Source organism: Clostridium moutaii (genome assembly GCF_041205085.1).
In the GTDB taxonomy this organism is placed as follows: domain Bacteria; phylum Bacillota; class Clostridia; order Clostridiales; family Clostridiaceae; genus Clostridium_B; species Clostridium_B moutaii.
Window position 1 is genome coordinate 11,625 of the sequence record NZ_JBGEWD010000022.1, and the last position, 16,221, is coordinate 27,845.

Annotated in this window: 18 protein-coding genes and 1 riboswitch; of the genes, 1 reads left to right on the forward strand and 17 read right to left on the reverse strand. The window is 32.1% G+C overall.

What is annotated here, in order from left to right; all coding sequences use genetic code 11:
• Positions 1 to 23 precede the first annotated feature (23 nt).
• From AB8U03_RS15915 to cdaA, 3 genes are read right to left on the reverse strand one after another with little or no spacing between them, the layout of a single operon-like run.
• Positions 24 to 1,619: an NAD(P)/FAD-dependent oxidoreductase gene (locus tag AB8U03_RS15915; RefSeq protein ID WP_369705544.1), complete on the reverse strand. Its 1,596-nt coding sequence runs from the start codon at positions 1,617 to 1,619 to the stop codon at positions 24 to 26.
• Entirely contained in the window at positions 1,609 to 2,856 is a 1,248-nt protein-coding gene (locus AB8U03_RS15920; protein WP_369705545.1) for a CdaR family protein, read from the reverse strand. The genes AB8U03_RS15915 and AB8U03_RS15920 overlap by 11 nt, the downstream gene beginning before the upstream one ends.
• Positions 2,823 to 3,674 carry a diadenylate cyclase CdaA gene (cdaA, locus tag AB8U03_RS15925; protein ID WP_369705546.1) on the reverse strand — a complete coding sequence of 284 codons (852 nt, stop codon included), beginning with the start codon at positions 3,672 to 3,674 and terminating at the stop codon, positions 2,823 to 2,825. Before cdaA ends, AB8U03_RS15920 begins: the two co-directional genes overlap by 34 nt.
• 124 nt (positions 3,675 to 3,798) lie before the next feature.
• A riboswitch (cyclic di-AMP (ydaO/yuaA leader) is annotated at positions 3,799 to 3,928 on the forward strand.
• Positions 3,929 to 3,931: 3 nt separating this feature from the next.
• On the opposite strand from cdaA, the gene AB8U03_RS15930 reads away from it, so the two are divergent.
• Positions 3,932 to 4,456 (forward strand): cell wall hydrolase, encoded by a 525-nt coding sequence (locus AB8U03_RS15930; RefSeq protein ID WP_369705547.1) that lies wholly within the window; start codon positions 3,932 to 3,934, stop codon positions 4,454 to 4,456.
• 36 nt (positions 4,457 to 4,492) lie between these two features.
• Here the strand turns inward: AB8U03_RS15930 and AB8U03_RS15935 are convergent, their stop codons facing one another.
• The 14 genes from AB8U03_RS15935 to AB8U03_RS16000 all read right to left on the reverse strand — a co-directional run bounded on the left by AB8U03_RS15935 (position 4,493) and on the right by AB8U03_RS16000 (position 16,210).
• Positions 4,493 to 5,359, reverse strand: coding sequence for an NAD(P)/FAD-dependent oxidoreductase (locus tag AB8U03_RS15935; RefSeq protein WP_369705548.1), 867 nt, complete (start codon positions 5,357 to 5,359; stop codon positions 4,493 to 4,495).
• A gap of 111 nt (positions 5,360 to 5,470) precedes the next feature.
• Complete coding sequence (trxA, locus tag AB8U03_RS15940) at positions 5,471 to 5,788, reverse strand: thioredoxin (protein ID WP_369705549.1); 318 nt, start codon at positions 5,786 to 5,788, stop codon at positions 5,471 to 5,473.
• Between the two features lie 163 nt (positions 5,789 to 5,951).
• Positions 5,952 to 7,160, reverse strand: coding sequence for a tetratricopeptide repeat protein (locus AB8U03_RS15945; protein WP_369705550.1), 1,209 nt, complete (start codon positions 7,158 to 7,160; stop codon positions 5,952 to 5,954).
• Positions 7,153 to 7,926 (reverse strand): DUF4652 domain-containing protein, encoded by a 774-nt coding sequence (locus tag AB8U03_RS15950; protein WP_369705551.1) that lies wholly within the window; start codon positions 7,924 to 7,926, stop codon positions 7,153 to 7,155. The genes AB8U03_RS15945 and AB8U03_RS15950 overlap by 8 nt, the downstream gene beginning before the upstream one ends.
• 165 nt (positions 7,927 to 8,091) lie before the next feature.
• Positions 8,092 to 9,708 (reverse strand): phosphoenolpyruvate--protein phosphotransferase, encoded by a 1,617-nt coding sequence (gene ptsP, locus AB8U03_RS15955; RefSeq protein WP_369705552.1) that lies wholly within the window; start codon positions 9,706 to 9,708, stop codon positions 8,092 to 8,094.
• Between the two features lie 40 nt (positions 9,709 to 9,748).
• Positions 9,749 to 10,468 (reverse strand): tetratricopeptide repeat protein, encoded by a 720-nt coding sequence (locus tag AB8U03_RS15960; protein ID WP_369705553.1) that lies wholly within the window; start codon positions 10,466 to 10,468, stop codon positions 9,749 to 9,751.
• Between the two features lie 76 nt (positions 10,469 to 10,544).
• On the reverse strand, positions 10,545 to 11,234 hold the full coding sequence (gene citX / locus AB8U03_RS15965; RefSeq protein WP_369705554.1) for a citrate lyase holo-[acyl-carrier protein] synthase: 690 nt from the start codon (positions 11,232 to 11,234) through the stop codon (positions 10,545 to 10,547).
• A 177-nt stretch (positions 11,235 to 11,411) separates the two neighbouring features.
• Positions 11,412 to 11,507, reverse strand: coding sequence for a fumarate hydratase C-terminal domain-containing protein (locus AB8U03_RS15970; RefSeq protein WP_369705590.1), 96 nt, complete (start codon positions 11,505 to 11,507; stop codon positions 11,412 to 11,414).
• A gap of 71 nt (positions 11,508 to 11,578) precedes the next feature.
• Positions 11,579 to 12,556, reverse strand: a complete 978-nt coding sequence (locus AB8U03_RS15975) for a GntR family transcriptional regulator (protein ID WP_369705555.1) — start codon at positions 12,554 to 12,556, stop codon at positions 11,579 to 11,581.
• A gap of 216 nt (positions 12,557 to 12,772) precedes the next feature.
• Positions 12,773 to 13,477, reverse strand: a complete 705-nt coding sequence (cwlD, locus tag AB8U03_RS15980) for an N-acetylmuramoyl-L-alanine amidase CwlD (protein ID WP_369705556.1) — start codon at positions 13,475 to 13,477, stop codon at positions 12,773 to 12,775.
• 154 nt (positions 13,478 to 13,631) lie between these two features.
• Positions 13,632 to 14,024 carry a 30S ribosomal protein S9 gene (rpsI, locus tag AB8U03_RS15985; RefSeq protein ID WP_369705557.1) on the reverse strand — a complete coding sequence of 131 codons (393 nt, stop codon included), beginning with the start codon at positions 14,022 to 14,024 and terminating at the stop codon, positions 13,632 to 13,634.
• Between the two features lie 25 nt (positions 14,025 to 14,049).
• Positions 14,050 to 14,484, reverse strand: coding sequence for a 50S ribosomal protein L13 (rplM, locus tag AB8U03_RS15990; protein ID WP_369705558.1), 435 nt, complete (start codon positions 14,482 to 14,484; stop codon positions 14,050 to 14,052).
• Between the two features lie 182 nt (positions 14,485 to 14,666).
• On the reverse strand, positions 14,667 to 15,401 hold the full coding sequence (gene truA, locus AB8U03_RS15995) for a tRNA pseudouridine(38-40) synthase TruA (RefSeq protein WP_369705559.1): 735 nt from the start codon (positions 15,399 to 15,401) through the stop codon (positions 14,667 to 14,669).
• Positions 15,401 to 16,210 carry an energy-coupling factor transporter transmembrane component T family protein gene (locus AB8U03_RS16000; protein WP_369705560.1) on the reverse strand — a complete coding sequence of 270 codons (810 nt, stop codon included), beginning with the start codon at positions 16,208 to 16,210 and terminating at the stop codon, positions 15,401 to 15,403. The genes truA and AB8U03_RS16000 overlap by 1 nt, the downstream gene beginning before the upstream one ends.
• Positions 16,211 to 16,221 lie beyond the last annotated feature (11 nt).

A 16,221-nucleotide genomic window follows, 5' to 3' on the forward strand; every position in this document is an offset into this window, starting at 1 on the left:
AGAAAGCTTTTAACAATATTTAATTATAACGGCCTGTAATTTTTAATTATGTTTTCTGCTGTTTTTAACCCGTCTACTGCAGCGGATATTATACCTCCTGCATATCCTGCACCTTCTCCACAAGGATATAATCCATCCACAGATATACTTTCCAAATTACTATTTCTCATTATTCTAACTGGTGCAGAGGTTCTGGTTTCAATACCTGTTATTATCCCATCACCTTCTGCATATCCCTCTATTTTCTTTTCAAAGTGGACAAATCCCTCCTGCAATCCGCTGACCACTTCTGCAGGAAGACACTGCCTTAAATCCCTGAATTCACATCCTGGCATATAAGTGGGTCTCACTTTTCCAAATGCAGTGGATACTCTTTCTCTTAAAAAATCCCTGATCAATTGTACGGGAGCAGTATAATTTCCTCCCCCCAGCTTATATGCCAACCTTTCATAATATCTTTGAAATTCTATACCTTTTAGAGGGGAATCACCCTGAAAGTCCTTTTCTCCCACAGTTACCACTACGGCGGAATTTGCATTATCCAGGTTCCTATTATAATAACTCATTCCATTAGTCACAAGTGCCTTTTCCTCTGAGGCTGCTGCTACAACTTTTCCTCCAGGGCACATACAAAAGCTGTAGATTCCCCTTCCACTTTTACTTTTATGTGTAAGCTTATAATCTGCAGGTCCTAATTTAGGATGTCCTGCAAATTTTCCGTATTGGTTTACATCTATCATATGTTGTGAATGTTCCACCCTGACGCCTATTGCAAAAGCTTTAGGTTCCATGAACACTTCTCTTCTAAAAAGCATTTCATAGGTATCCCTGGAACTGTGCCCTATGGCCAGTATTAAATTATCGCAATGTATTTCACTCCCGTTTACAATTACCGCTTTCAGCTTTTTATTTTCTATTACCAAATCTTCCAGTTTACTTTTAAATAGTATTTCTCCACCTGATTCTAATATTTTGTTTCTTATATTTTTAACTACAAGTTTCAAGTTATCCGTTCCTATATGAGGCTTGCCATCATATGTAATCTCATCTGGAGCACCATATCTTGAAAATGTATCTAAAATAAAGTCACACCTTTTATCCTTTATTCTAGTGGTTAATTTTCCATCGGAAAAAGTTCCTGCACCCCCTTCTCCAAATTGTACATTGGACTCCAAATCCAACTTTCCAGTATTCCAAAATTCATTCACAGTTTTTGTCCTGTCTTCAATTCTTTCCCCTCTCTCTATTATAAGTGGTCTATATCCTCTTTCTGCCAGGAAAAGTCCTGCAAACATACCTGCAGGACCCATACCAACAACTACAGGTCTAGAGCTCATCTTCTTTTTCCCCGAAACTATCTCTTCTTCTGAAATTTTTTCTTCTATTTTTATATCTTTATCACTCAGCTTTAATGCCAATTTTTTTTCTCCATGACAGCTCACCTCTACGGAGCAATTAAATCTTATATTGTTTTTTCTTCTAGCATCTATAGATTTTCTAAGTATTTTAAATTCTTCAATGTCACCTTCACTTATCCTAAGCTTTTGGGCAGCTTTATTTTTTAATTTTACCCAATCTTCGTCTATATTTATAATCAAATTGTTTATCCTAATTGCCATTTTGATCCTCCGCTGTTTTCTGCCTTATATCTATATTTACATTCTGTGGGCTTTGTGATACTAATGATAACCCCTGAGGCAGGGATACAACCACATTAGCTGATTGAACCCCCTCAGACATTGAACTGGTATCTACAAAGCACGCTATACTATCTGCATTTAAATTATTTACAATACTGTCAGATCCAGAAACTACTATTGACGCACTGCTGCTGCTCAATTTTGCCGTATAACTGTCATTTAAATTTCTGATCTGTATATTAAGATTTAATTGCTTTTGAGATTCACCATCAGTTTTAACTGTACCAGAACTTATTTTTAATTGTACTATCCCATTATTATTTATTAATTTTACTCCCTTTGGAACTACCAATTTCACCTGAACATTGCTTGCATCTCCTATTTTACTTAAATCAATAGGTTCCGTATCTATTCCGCTTATATTCTTTATTACACTTTCATTCCCTGATATATCTATCTTGTCTGGCACTGCAGTTATTGAACTAGTTACTTCCCCACTTGCAGAATTGCCTTGGATTTTAACATTCACTGGAACAGTTTTTATTTTTCCAACAGGCACTGTAATCTTAACGGCAGCAGGGTTTATTTCAACATTTTTTATTAGATTCCCTGATGCATCTTGAGGTTGAAGTGATACTGTTGTATTTATATCATTTTGAGCATATTTTACATCATATACGGCTACAGCATATTTTACCGCATTTACTGAATCCTGAGCACCACTTATTTCTGCCTTTTCCATCTTCAGAACTGGATCCAGCGCATAATATCCCTCCTTTGGTTTTCCCGTTAGAGTTACCTTTATAGGTATGCTTTTTTTCTTCAATTCATCAAGTTGTATCTTTATCCACAAATTCTCGTTATTTGCTATGCTTATATTATCAGGACTTTTCTTCACAGTTACTGGTATATTGTTCTCCCCTCTTTTCATGACATAAGAACTTAAATCTGAGTTCAGCTGAAAATCACTTGATTTTACCGAGTATACATCAGAAGCATTTCCCTTTATTACAAGAGATATATTAAATTGATCGTTGCCTACCTGAACAAGTTTTGATTGAGCAAGCACATCTTTATTAACTATGGTTACAGGCACCACAATTTTTCTCTCTGTTATAGGATTTTCAACATTAAATATATACAACCATAAAATAAATGCCGCAATTACACAACATACTTTTATTAAGATTTGGCTTTTTTTATTTTTTTCTTCCACTCAATCACCCTCTCTCTCCATGTAGACTTTTTTTGAGATCTTTTTTTCATTATAGTAACAAGAATTTTTTTAAGCCTATCCTTGGTATAATTTCTTATAAGTTTTCCATTTACAGCAAAGGAAATAGTCCCTGTTTCTTCCGAAACTACTACAATTAAGGCATCGGAATTTTCTGATATTCCAATTGCGGCTCTATGCCTTGTACCCAACTTTTTATTTAAATCATTGTTATTTGTAAGCGGCAAAAAACAACCTGCTGATACTATTCTGTCGTTTCTTATTATAGTTGCTCCATCATGCAGTGGCGTATTTACTACAAATATGTTTTCTAAAAGGGCAGCTGATACTATGGCATCCACTTTAGTACCTGTATTTATTATATCTCCAAGTCCTGTAATCTGTTCAATTACAATAAGAGCTCCTGTTTTACTTTTAGATAAATTATCTACGGAATTTACAATTTCAGTTACCACCTTTTCCATTACTTCTTCATCTTGTAATATGTGTTTATCATTAAAGGCAGTTCTCCCCAGATGCTCAAGTGCCCGACGAATTTCAGGCTGAAATATAATAACAAAGGAGAGAACACCTATAGTTAAGGTCTTGGTAAGTATCCAATTAAGCATTACCAAATGAAAAAAACTGCTTATTGGTATAAGAAATATTATAAGTATAATTCCTTTTAAAAGTTGCTCAGCCCTGGTTTCTTTTATAAGCATATATCCTTTATAAAGTATATATGACACCACTAATATATCCATAACAGATGATATACTTATATTTCTTACTGAATTGACCATCATTTGCAATAATTCCACCCGTTTCACCGTCCTATAAAAAGTATCTACTAATAATTATACACTATTTAACATTGTTTATATCAGTACTTTAAATGATTTTAAAAAATTTTAATAAAATGTATTTTATTTTAATAAATGGGTACAATATCATTGACCTAAGTTTTACTAAAAACACGGGGAAACCAGTAACATTGGGGTGAATCGTATTTATACGTAGGTTATGCCTTTACCGAACCCGTCAGCTAACCCCGTCGGTAATAAGGAGATGATTCAATTTGAAAAAAATTATTTATTTTATTATTTTCTTTTTGATGCTATTTATACCTTCTCAAAATGCAAGTTCACGCACCCTTAACAGCGCCAATTCTACTCTATTTAATGAGCAGGAAGAAGTTGTTCAGGTATTTAGCTACTCTAACCAAAAAATATACATAACACAAAATGACGTAGATTTAATGGCTAAAGTAGTTTATGCTGAAAGCAATTGTGAGCCCTTTGAAGGCAAGGTAGCAGTGGCTTCTGTAATATTGAACAGATTACAATATCCTGAATTCCCAAAGACAGTAAAAGGAGTAATAACACAAAGAGGAGCTTTTTCCTGTGTGAAAAATGGAGTTATAGATGTGACTCCAAATGAAGACAGCTATAACGCAGTCCTTCAAGCATTAAAAGGAGTAGATCCCACGGGTAAGTCTATTTTCTTCTATAACCCAAGAATAGCCACTTCCCAATGGATGAAAAATATAGACAAAAAAAATGTTAAATCTATAGGAAATCATGTGTTTTTTGTAGTTAACTAGAAAAATCTCTTCATCTTTAAAAGATGAAGAGATCTTTTAATTAACTTGTTGTTTATCAAGGTATAAAACAGCATTTAATGCAGCTATCTGTCCCTGACCTACAGCTTTCATATACTGATAGGGCTTTCCAACACAATCTCCTGCTGCAAAGCATCCCGGTATATTGGTATTCATATCTACATCTACCTTTACATGATTATCTTCCATTGCAATTCCCGGTACCAGTTGAGCCGGTGAAATGCTGTCCTTTAATACAAATACTCCATCTGTACTTATTTCTCCATGCTTTAAAATGACCTTTTCAACTTTTTCCTTTCCGTATATTTCAAGGATACTATCTTTTACCACTTCTATATTTTCATTTAAATTGAGCTCATCTCTGTACATAGGTATATAATATACCTTTTCAACCAATTCATTTACATAATTAGCTTCTCCTTCAGCTTCCTTATTGTATCCTATAATAGTAACAGCCTTTCCCTTATACAAGGGAGCATCACAGGTGGCACAATATCCTACTCCTTTACCCAAAAGTTCCTCTTCTCCTTTTAAGGCTTTAGTATATTCAATGCCTGTGGCTAATACAATGGTTTTTGCTTCATACATCTTTTCATTGACCATAAGTCCGAAATATTCACCCATAGCATATATTTCATTTATTTTCTCAAAAGTTATATTTATATTCATAGATTTTATATGATTTTCAAATCTGTCCTTTAGCTGCAATCCTGTTATATCTGGCAGGCCAAGATAATTGTTGATTTTGGGAGCTCTTACTAATTTATCGCTAAGCTCCGCTCTTCCAAACACAACAATGCTTTTATTTCTTATCTTGGCATTGATTGCTGCGGAAAGTCCTGCCGGTCCGCTTCCTATTATGGCAATATCATATCTAGAATCCACTTGAATCCACCTCCTGATTTATTTTCATATATAGCAATATAATTAAAATGACAAATTAACAAAGTCAATTTGCCATTTTAGTACACTTTAATTCCCAGTAACTGTTCACAATTAAATATGTTTTCCCAAAACATCCTTTATAGTATCCTTTGGTCTAAATCCAATAAATTTATCTACCATATTTCCATCTTTAAATACCATAACAGTTGGAATGCTCACAATTTTAAACTGTGCTGCTGTAACTGGATTTTCATCTACATTTAACTTGAAGAATTTTGCTTTTCCCTGTAATTCATCTGAAACTTCTTCTATTACAGGAGATAACATTTTACAAGGTCCACACCAAGAGGCCCAAAAATCAACAACTACAGGAGTAGATGAACCTTCAATTGAATTAGAAAAATCTGAATCCTTTATTTCTTCTACCATTATTTTCCCTCCTCATAATTTGTAAGGGTATTTCCCTTAATTATATTTTATCCGATGATTAGTCACTGTAATATTCCTGCTTTTAAAGCTGAGAATAGCAGTGTTACATCTTTAGATAACAATTTTATTATTTGTCTAGCAACTACTTTTTAGTCTTTAAAATTTAACTATTTATTATACTATTTATTATAGAATTGTTATAAATGGATACAGGGTATTTATTTACTAGCTTTTTGGCATAATTTTTAGATGTGCTTATATCCATACCCTTATATATAATAGCAAGCCTATATAAAACCGTTTCTTCATAATTTCCATCAGAAAAATTTTCATCATATTGAGAATAATATTTTGTGGCACTTTTCAAATCTCCTGATAAATCAATGGAATTTGCGAGAAAGTAAATTATATGGGGATACAAATCACTTTTAGAACCAAATTCATAGGCTTTATTAAAATAAGAAATAGCATTACTATAATCACCACTATTTAAATATCTACTACCTAAATTATAGAAATATAAGCATCCTTCTCCACGTAAGACTTGGGAAGCCCTTGATAAAACTTCTCCATCATATGAATTCAATTTTTTATTCTTCCACTTATTAACTTGCAAATACATAGAATCATAATCTTTATTTTGTATGTAATTTTCCATATCTTTTTCATTAAAGACATCCTTATTATCTACATCATGATCATTTTTGACATTATTTTTATACTTTATTACTTTTACCACCTTGTTCTTATTAACAAAATCATTTTTAGGATTTATGATACCTTTATAAACTCCAATTATTAATACTATCGCAAATATTACAGCTAGAGAAATAGATATTGTTTTTTTTACATTTGACCCTTTCTTTATGATATTTACATCTTTAAGAAATTTCATATTTTTTTTGGCCTTAGCATTATCTAAGTCCACTTCAAAAACATTATTTATCTTTTCCAACGCCTTATTATAATTACCTTTCTTTATATAGCACAAGGCACTATAATTGTTTACTTCAATATAATTAAAATCACTTTCAGCACATCTTTCCAGCAATACCAATGCTTCATTTATCTTCAATTCTTTGATTAATGTCAAGGCCTCTTTATATAAATTAAATCTTACATCATCTTTTTTTGACCCTTCAAGATACTTTTTGGCAACCTCATCATTATTAACTTCATGGTTCATATTCCAAAGCTCTCGTGCACCCTGTAAATCGCCCTTTAAATATAGTAAAAGGCCCTTCAAGTTAATCGCCGCCCTGTTCTTTATATTTATAGATATGCTTTCATCACATAACTCCATTGATTTTTTTATATATCCGTCATTATATTTATTTAGAGCTTTATTATATTTTTTTTGAGATTTATTCATTTATTTCATATACCACTTTCCCATCAGAATTTTTCACTTCTATTTTGCCACTTAAATTTGTATTAAAAGAGTTGATAATCCAATCCTCCACATGAGATTTATTGTACATGTCATCATCATATACATCTACTTTCAAGTTTATGTTATTTCCATTTTTTTGTGCAGACATTATTTGCTGCTTCTTACTTGATGTCTTTATCAAAAGGGCAACTTCATCTCTATTGACATTTAACATATACAAATCCCCTCCCTTTGCTACTGTACCCTGAGAGGCTCCTATAATCACCAGCATATTTTCATTGTCAACCCATTCTAAATATTTGGGAGATATTTCAGTATTGTTTTCAATTTCAAAGCTATACATCTTTTGTCCACTTTTTACTATTATCTTTCCCTGTCCTTCTTCTAAAGCTTCACTGCCTTTTCCCTCTATACAAGCACTATAGTTTCTATCCTCAGAACTTTTCCATGGAGTACTAAAGCTTACCTGGGTATCACTGTTTAATTCTTTTTTTAAGAAGTTTACTCCTCCTGAATCCTTAGCCACAGCCACCTCTGATTTTGCACTATCTTTTGGATTTTCAACTTCCTTTTTCTTATTACTTGTACTATTAGAACTTACCTTCTTAGTACCAGTGGAATTATACTGAGAGCTGTTTTTTGTAGAATCAGAACTTTCCTTATTGCTGGAACACGCAGTAATACCTAATATTAAAATAACCCATACCATGCATGCTAAAAAATAACTGAATTTTTTACTTTTCATATAAAGTTCCTCCCTATACAAAGCAATTTATTCTGTGATAAATTATATAAATGTGGAAGACTATAACCTCACTGGGTATTTAATTAAATTATACCATAATAAATATATACTAAAAACTACTGATATAATAAATCTATCAGTAGTTTCTAATATTATTTCTCAATATTATTTTTCCATTATGATTTGTTTTGCTTTTAATATGGAGGAAGCACTCATTGAAAATTCATCCAATCCATACTCCACCAGAATAGGAATGGAATTTTCATCCCCCGCCATTTCACCGCACATCGCACATAATTTCCCATTTTTATGGGCAGCATCTATAGTCTTTTTTATAAGTTTTAATATAGCAGGATGCATTGGATTGTATAGATATGATACTTTTTCATTCATTCTGTCCGCTGCAAGTGTGTACTGTATTAAATCATTGGTTCCTATACTGAAGAAATCCACATGTCTAGCCAGTTCTTCGGCCTCCAGTGCAGCTGCCGGTATTTCCACCATAATTCCAGTTTCCAAATTTCTGTTAAACTTCTTTCCCTCTTTTTCAAGTTCATTCATACACTGCTTTAGCACTTTCTTGGCCTGTAAAAATTCCTCTACAGAGCTTATCATTGGAAACATTATTTTTAAATTTCCAAAAACAGATGCTCTGAGCATTGCTCTTAATTGAGGCTTGAATATATCATCCCGATCAAGGCAAAGTCTTATAGCTCTATATCCCAAGAAGGGATTCATTTCCTCGGGCAGAGGCAAATAGGATAATTTTTTATCTCCTCCTATATCCAATGTTCTTATAACAACAGGTTTCTCTCCCATTTTCTCCACTACATGCCTATAGGCCTGAAACTGTTCTTCTTCTCCCGGCATATCTTCTCTATCCATATACAAGAATTCAGTTCTGAAAAGTCCTATACCCTGGGCACCATTTTTCAAGACCTGTTCCACATCCTGAGGTTTTCCTATATTCGCAAAAATCTCCACCTTTTTTCCTGACTTTGTAATGGTTTCTATATTTATTAGTTCTTTAAGTTTTTCCATTTCCTCATTATATTTTTTTATTTTATTTTCATATTGCTTTATTGTGCTCTCATCCGGATTTATTATGACTATTCCTTCAATCCCATCCACAATTATAAAGTCCCCATCTTTAACAGACTCTGTTATGTCATTGGTTCCAACTACTGCCGGTATTTCAAGAGTTCTAGCCATAATGGCACTATGTGAAGTCCTACCACCAATATCTGTAACAAAAGCTGCCACCTTATTCTTATCCAATTGTGCAGTATCTGACGGTGTCAAGTCATGGGCCACTATTACCACTCTATCATCTTCAATTTCGCTTAAGAAAGAGCCTTGCCCTGTAAGATTAGAAAGTACCCTATTCCCGACATCTTTTACATCAGCACCTCTCTCTCTCATATATTCATCTTCCATATTATCAAAAATCTTTACATAAGAATCTACCACATCATGAAGAGCTGCTTCTGCATTTATATGTTCTGTTTTTATCTTTACTTTTACAGCACCTGCAAATTCCTCATCATCTAAAAGCATAATATGGCTTTCAAAAACCTCTGCTTTATCTTTTCCTATTTCTTTTTCAGACTTTCTTTTTATTTTCTGAAGCTGTTTCTTGGATAGGTCCAAAGCTCCTTGAAATCTTTTTTCTTCTTCCTGTATATCTTCTATATACCTTTTTTCCACACTTACCTTGCTTTCCTTTTTCATGAATACATTACCTATTGCATAACCTTTAGAAGCCGATATACCTTTTTTCATTTGTTTCCCTCCTAAGATCATTTTATTTTACAAAATCATACTACTTAATTAAGTCTTGAAATTCTCTAGAGTTTTTTACCGGATCAAAATCCTTTTCCTCTCTAGCTATACTCTTAATATCCGGAGACATATCTATAGCTGTTTTAAGAAATTTAACTGTATTTAAAACATCCGCCCGTCTTCCATATATACTGGCCTTTCCATAATAGCTCCAAATATATTTTTCTACCTCTAAATCTTTATCATACCAATTAAGTGCATCATCATACTTTCCATAAAGTTCATATGCAAGCGCCTTGTTAAATCGCGCATACCCAAAATTCGAATTAAGCTGAAGAGCTTTATCTATATTTTTCATTCCCTCTTCATAATTATTACTATAACATAGTGCAATTCCCTTTATGTTATAAGCTTTATAAAATTTATTATTTTGATTTATGATTTCATCAGCTTTATCTATAGCTTTAGAATACTGTTTATCACTAAAAAACTTTTGTGCTTCTTTATACTCCTCTTCAAATCTTTCATTATTTTTTTTATCTTGAGTTATATCGGTATTACTTTTCCTTATTACAGAGTTTTGAGTTATATTTTTATTCGGATTTTCTACCGTAATTTTATTTTTTCTATTCCAATATGAATTTTTTACCACTAGAATCACAGCAAAAATACATAGAATACAAAATATCACTATTTTAGCTTTTAAAGAAAATCTTCCAAACAGCATTGAGCTTATGCTCTTTCTATTTTTTAAAGCCATTAAACTTTCCTCCCGAAATACTCACAAATAAGCATTTCAAATGGCTTTACCATATGAAATGCTTATCACTTATATCTTAACTCAATTTATTTTTCAAGTATTCTTCTAATTTATTTTCTATATATTCTTTTATTTCATCAACATCATATCTGCCGCTGCCTGCACAATTATATGCTTCCTGGCCGCATATATAACACCTTCTTGACTCCAATCCAAGTTCTCTCCTACTTAATTCAACTCCATTATTACCAAACACGTCTATATCCACAAATCTTCCCAAGAAATGATTATCTTCTACATTAATAGCCAGTTTCTTTATTTTATAAACATCTTCATTTATAATCAAGGTCAACACAGGTCCCTCGGCTGTAGCCTGAAGATCCTTATACATTATCTTATCTTTAAATTTATCAATGACTAAAGCAGAAAATACCTTCATTATGATAAAACTCACACAATTGTTTTTATTCAATCCCGGATAATTCACTCTTATTGAAATAAGAGGTGATAAATAATCTCTTATAAGCCATTCCTGCCTGCTCATTCTTTCTTCTCTATCCCTTACAATATCCTCCATAGTATACTTTTTGCTTATAATGGAATCTATACCATTGTAGTTTTTAGAGATACATTCCATATAAATAGATTTTATCAGTTTGCCCTTCATTTTGCTGTCTAATTTGTCTATACTTTCATTACTATCCTTGTGCTCTTTAAATATGTCATATTCAGTTATAAAATTATTTTCGGTTAAATCACTACTCATAATTTAATAATAAGAATTATTAATTCTTATTATCTCCTTTCCCTTTTTAGAATTTAAAAATTTTTAGATTCTTACATACTTTTTATTATACTTTTTCCTCTGAATCTCCACAAGTTCTAAATTATAAATAAATTTAATTATTTAAGTTTCCTTTTAAACAATAGAACTTAAATAGTTCTATTGTCCTAACTCATATAAATTATTGCCTTTAGAATCTATTACTACCACTGCGGATAAATCCTCTACCTGTAACTCTCTTATAGCTTTTGTTATATCTTATACATGTATTTCTCTCATAATTTAACACCATTCTCTTCAAATATATTGTTCAAATTACATTGGTTTCATTTTTGATATTTAAGATCAATTATCTTTGACTTTAATGCTTTAACTGAATTGTCATCAAGATTATACAAAAATTTCATTATACACTTATTATCTACATTATGTGACTGTACATCTCTGTACCTTCCTGGTGATACTATGAGTACATCTACATTATTTATAATTTTTATAATTTCATGTTCATTCATAGAATTGGTAAATTGTATGTTCATATCCCCAAGTCCGGCTTTTTCCAATGCCCCTCTTGCTTTAAACATAAACTCATTTGAAATACATATAAACGCAAACTTAGTATCTTTAGGATACCTTGCAACCTTGACTATAGTTTCCAAATCCACATTTATTGCCACTCCTATTACTTCTTTTTGAAATCTCCTAGTCAATTTAACCACTTCATTAACATGATTAAAAGTTGCTATTATAACCTGGCTTTTTTCTATAATTTGTTTGGTGGCATCACTCGTATTTCTTATATCATCAAGGGTAAATGGAATTACATTAATATTTGTGCTTTCCATAATTTGTTTGCTGAACATTCTAGCCTGTTCAATATTACACTCCACATATACAGCTGTTATTTTACTCATTAGCTCTTTTTTTTCTCTTATCCTTTGTGTAACAATCTCCAAAAATTCATCAGCATCCATTCCCGCTTCTACTGCTTCTTCAAATCCAAGATCTATAAATTTCATTATCTTTTGTTTTATATTTTGAACCTTCCAGGGATTAGCTTCTTCTGCTACAAAAGTTCCTCTTCCTTGATAGGATTTCAAAATCCCATCCTGTTCTAATTCATTGTAAGCTGTACTTATAGTATTTCTACTTACCTTAAGCTCTTCGGATAGCTCCCTTTCAGTGGGCATTTTTTCTCCTACTTTTAAACTATTGCCATTTACCAAATCCATTATTTTATTTTTGATTTGCAAATATAAGGGCACTCCACTATCTTTATCTATTTTAATGTCTATGGTAATCACCTCAAAATCGTCAGATTAATGGATCAATGGATTAATCCATTACTTTTATCTAAAGGATATCATAATGCAGTATAAAAATCAATAAATGATTTTGTGTTAATTTAAAATTTTCAGAAAATTACTCATATTCACTTTAACTCCAAATCTATTGAATTTGAAGGTGATAAAATTAAAAAGAGCAGGTTTAAAACCTACCCCTTTCAATATAAATCTATATTAATTAGAAAGATAATAATTGTCAACAGATTTGGCTATGGATTCTGCTATCTTATCCTGATATCCATCTTTTATCAATTTGTCTTTTTCTTCTGTATTAGATAAAAAACCACATTCTACTAATACAGAAGGTATACTGTCATTGCATCTAAGTACTTTATATGAATTTAAGGCAGCTTTTTCCTCTCTATTATTATTCTTATCCAAATCACTGATTAAATTGTCTTGAAGAATACCGGCCAGTTTTTTACTGTTCTCATTTCTTGAATACCAAACCTGTGCTCCATAATATTTGGATTGAGGAAACATATTTAAATGTATGCTTATGAACATATTACACTCTGTATCTTTTTTCAATTTACATCTGTTATTTAGATCTTCAATCTTTTTCTTTCTTATTCTTCCTTCTTCAGTATAAAGTCCCTTATCCTGTTCTCTAGTCATAACTACCCTATATCCTCTTTTTAGTAACTTATCCTTTAGCTTATTGCTTATCTTTAAATTTATTTCTTTTTCCATTACTCCATCCTTTGACACAGCTCCACTATCCATACCTCCATGTCCAGGATCTATCAGTATTATATTCTTATTTTGGTGTCTAATAGCATCATTATTGCCCAATACCCTGGTTGAATAAAAGCTATTTATACCAAATGTAAGCAATAATATTAATAATATAGTAAATCTAATTTTTCTCCATTTCATATAACTTATATCACTCCCTATAATGTTCTAGAGCTTTACTATATATTTTTACCTACATCTTTAAAAATATTAATACAATTTATGTAAAACTAAAATAGCTCCTACATGCAAAAGTAAAAATACCTTTATATGTAGAAGCTTAAGTATAATTTTATTATCTCTTTGAAAATTGTGGAGCTCTTCTGGCTTTTTTAAGACCATACTTTTTTCTTTCCTTCATTCGAGGATCTCTAGTTAATAATCCAGCTTTTTTAAGCTCCAATCTCAGATTTTCATCTGCCTTTAAAAGGGCTCTTGATATACCATGTCGTATAGCTCCAGCCTGACCAGTAAATCCTCCTCCATGAACATTTACCAGTACATCAAACTTTCCACCAGTTGAAGTCAGTGCGAATGGTTGATTAACTATAACTCTTAAAGTTTCCAATCCAAAATAATCTTCTATATTTCTTTTATTTACAATTACTTTACCTTCTCCAGGTACTAGCCTAACTCTTGCTGTTGATTTTTTCCTTCTGCCTGTTCCACAATATTGAACTTTAGCCATTTTTTATCCTCCCTTCAGTCTCCACCTAATATCTTAATTCTAATACTTCTGGTTTTTGAGCCTGATGATTATGCTCAGAACCTCTGTATACCTTTAATTTTCTCAACATCTGTTTCCCCAATACTCCTTTTGGAAGCATTCTTCTTACAGCTTCCTGAAATACAAATTCAGGTTTCTTTGCCAAAGCATCTCTATAAGGTGTTTCTTTCAATCCACCCGGATATAATGAATGATGTCTCAGCATTTTTTGATCTAATTTTTTTCCAGTTAAAGCTACTTTTTCAGCATTTATTATTATTACAAAATCTCCTGTATCTACATGCGGTGTAAATATAGGTTTGTTTTTACCTCTTAATATTGATGCAACTTGACTTGCCACTCTTCCAAGTGGTTTTCCTGCAGCATCAACAACATACCATTTTCTTTCAATTTCCTGAGGTTTTGCTATATATGATTTCATGGCTTTCCCGTTAAAAACTAACGGTTTTCAACTCCTCTCCTAATTGGCTATTTTCTAATTTCACAAATAAAAAATTTTCGAATTCTAACAACGATTCTCTATAGAAAGATCCGGGGCTAGTGGATCCTTTATAATCAAAATACAAACATTTATATTATAATACAATGATCCTGGCGTGTCAATCAATAAAATACCTTTTCAAGACAAAGACCTACTGCAGGTACAGGTTTGCCCGCCTTTGATCTATCCTTTGATTTTAAAATATCTTTTATATATTCTGGTTTAAATTTTCCTACTCCTACCTCCAAAAGGGTACCTACCATTATTCTTACCATATTATACAAAAATCCATCCCCAATTACATTAAACTTAATCAGCTTTCCCTGCTCTGTAACTGTCATCTCTCTTATGGTTCTTATAGAAGATCTAGCTGAACTTCCCTTTTTCTTAAAGGCAGAAAAGTCATGTATTCCCTCAAAATATTTACATGCTGTCCGGATTTTTTCTATATCCAGTTTCATTCTAAAATAATAGACATATTGTCTTCCTATAACCGGTCTATTATCACCTGTTATTATGGTATAAATATATTTTTTACCTATACTATGAAATCTAGAATGAAAACTATTATCCACCCTTTCAGAGCTTAGTACAACTATATCTTCTGGTAGCACCCCGTTTAATGCCATTTTAAAGTTTGGTGCAGGTATTTTACTGTTGGTAAAAAAGTTACATACGAATCCTCTAGCATGAACTCCTGCATCAGTTCTGCTGGCTCCTATAACCTCTGAAAAGCTACCTGTAGTCTTTTTAATCGCATCTTCTATCTTTTGTTGAATTGTAACAGCATTTTTTTGCCTCTGCCACCCGGAATAACTGGTACCATCATATTCTATTATCAATTTAATATTTTTCATCAACTCCACCACACTCTACCCAACACCGAAATAAATACTAGTGCTAAAGTACATGCTGACGCTATAAAATCTCTATTAGTTAATCTAAGCTGTTTCATTCTAGTTCTACCTTCTCCTCCTCTATAGCACCTGGCTTCCATGGCCATAGCCAATTCATCCGCCCTCCTAAAGGAACTTATAAAAAGTGGAACTAAAATTGGTACAAGACTTTTAGCTCTTTGAATAATATTTCCAGATTGAAAATCTGCCCCTCTTGCCATTTGGGCCTTCATTATCTTATCCGTTTCATCCATTAAAGTTGGTATAAATCTAAGGGCAATAGTCATCATCATAGCAAGCTCATGGGCAGGTACACCTATTTTTTTCATTGGATTTAAAAGTTTTTCTATGCCATCAGTCAATTCAATTGGAGATGTAGTCAATGTTAAAAGTGATGTTCCTATAATTAAAAATATAAGCCTAAGAGTCATAAATGCAGCCATGATCAATCCTTCTTTATATACTACGAAGAACTTCCATTTAAATAATGGTGGATTAACGCCGCCTGTCATAAACATATTTAATACTGCAGTTATAAGCACCAAAATCAATATAGGCTTAAGTCCCTTATATATATATACGATCTGTACCTTAGATATTAGTATTGAAATTATAGTAAATAGTACTATAAATATATATCCCTTAAAGCTATTTACTATAAACAAATCCACAATGTATATTAAAGATATCAATATCTTAACTCTTGGATCCAACTTATGAACAAAAGAATCTCCGGGTATATACTGTCCTATTGTAATATCTTTAATCATTTACTAGCTCT

What these genes read in the sequence shown, in the direction of transcription:
- AB8U03_RS15915 (WP_369705544.1), bottom strand. Translation starts at nt 1,619, where the DNA reads ATGGCAATTAGGATAAACAATTTGATTATAAATATAGACGAAGATTGG.
- trxA (WP_369705549.1), bottom strand. Translation starts at nt 5,788, where the DNA reads ATGGTAGAAGAAATAAAGGATTCAGATTTTTCTAATTCAATTGAAGGT.
- AB8U03_RS15945 (WP_369705550.1), bottom strand. Translation starts at nt 7,160, where the DNA reads ATGAATAAATCTCAAAAAAAATATAATAAAGCTCTAAATAAATATAAT.
- AB8U03_RS15950 (WP_369705551.1), bottom strand. Translation starts at nt 7,926, where the DNA reads ATGAAAAGTAAAAAATTCAGTTATTTTTTAGCATGCATGGTATGGGTT.
- ptsP (WP_369705552.1), bottom strand. Translation starts at nt 9,708, where the DNA reads ATGAAAAAAGGTATATCGGCTTCTAAAGGTTATGCAATAGGTAATGTA.
- AB8U03_RS15960 (WP_369705553.1), bottom strand. Translation starts at nt 10,468, where the DNA reads ATGGCTTTAAAAAATAGAAAGAGCATAAGCTCAATGCTGTTTGGAAGA.
- citX (WP_369705554.1), bottom strand. Translation starts at nt 11,234, where the DNA reads ATGAGTAGTGATTTAACCGAAAATAATTTTATAACTGAATATGACATA.
- cwlD (WP_369705556.1), bottom strand. Translation starts at nt 13,477, where the DNA reads ATGAAATGGAGAAAAATTAGATTTACTATATTATTAATATTATTGCTT.
- rpsI (WP_369705557.1), bottom strand. Translation starts at nt 14,024, where the DNA reads ATGGCTAAAGTTCAATATTGTGGAACAGGCAGAAGGAAAAAATCAACA.
- rplM (WP_369705558.1), bottom strand. Translation starts at nt 14,484, where the DNA reads ATGAAATCATATATAGCAAAACCTCAGGAAATTGAAAGAAAATGGTAT.
- truA (WP_369705559.1), bottom strand. Translation starts at nt 15,401, where the DNA reads ATGAAAAATATTAAATTGATAATAGAATATGATGGTACCAGTTATTCC.
- AB8U03_RS16000 (WP_369705560.1), bottom strand. Translation starts at nt 16,210, where the DNA reads ATGATTAAAGATATTACAATAGGACAGTATATACCCGGAGATTCTTTT.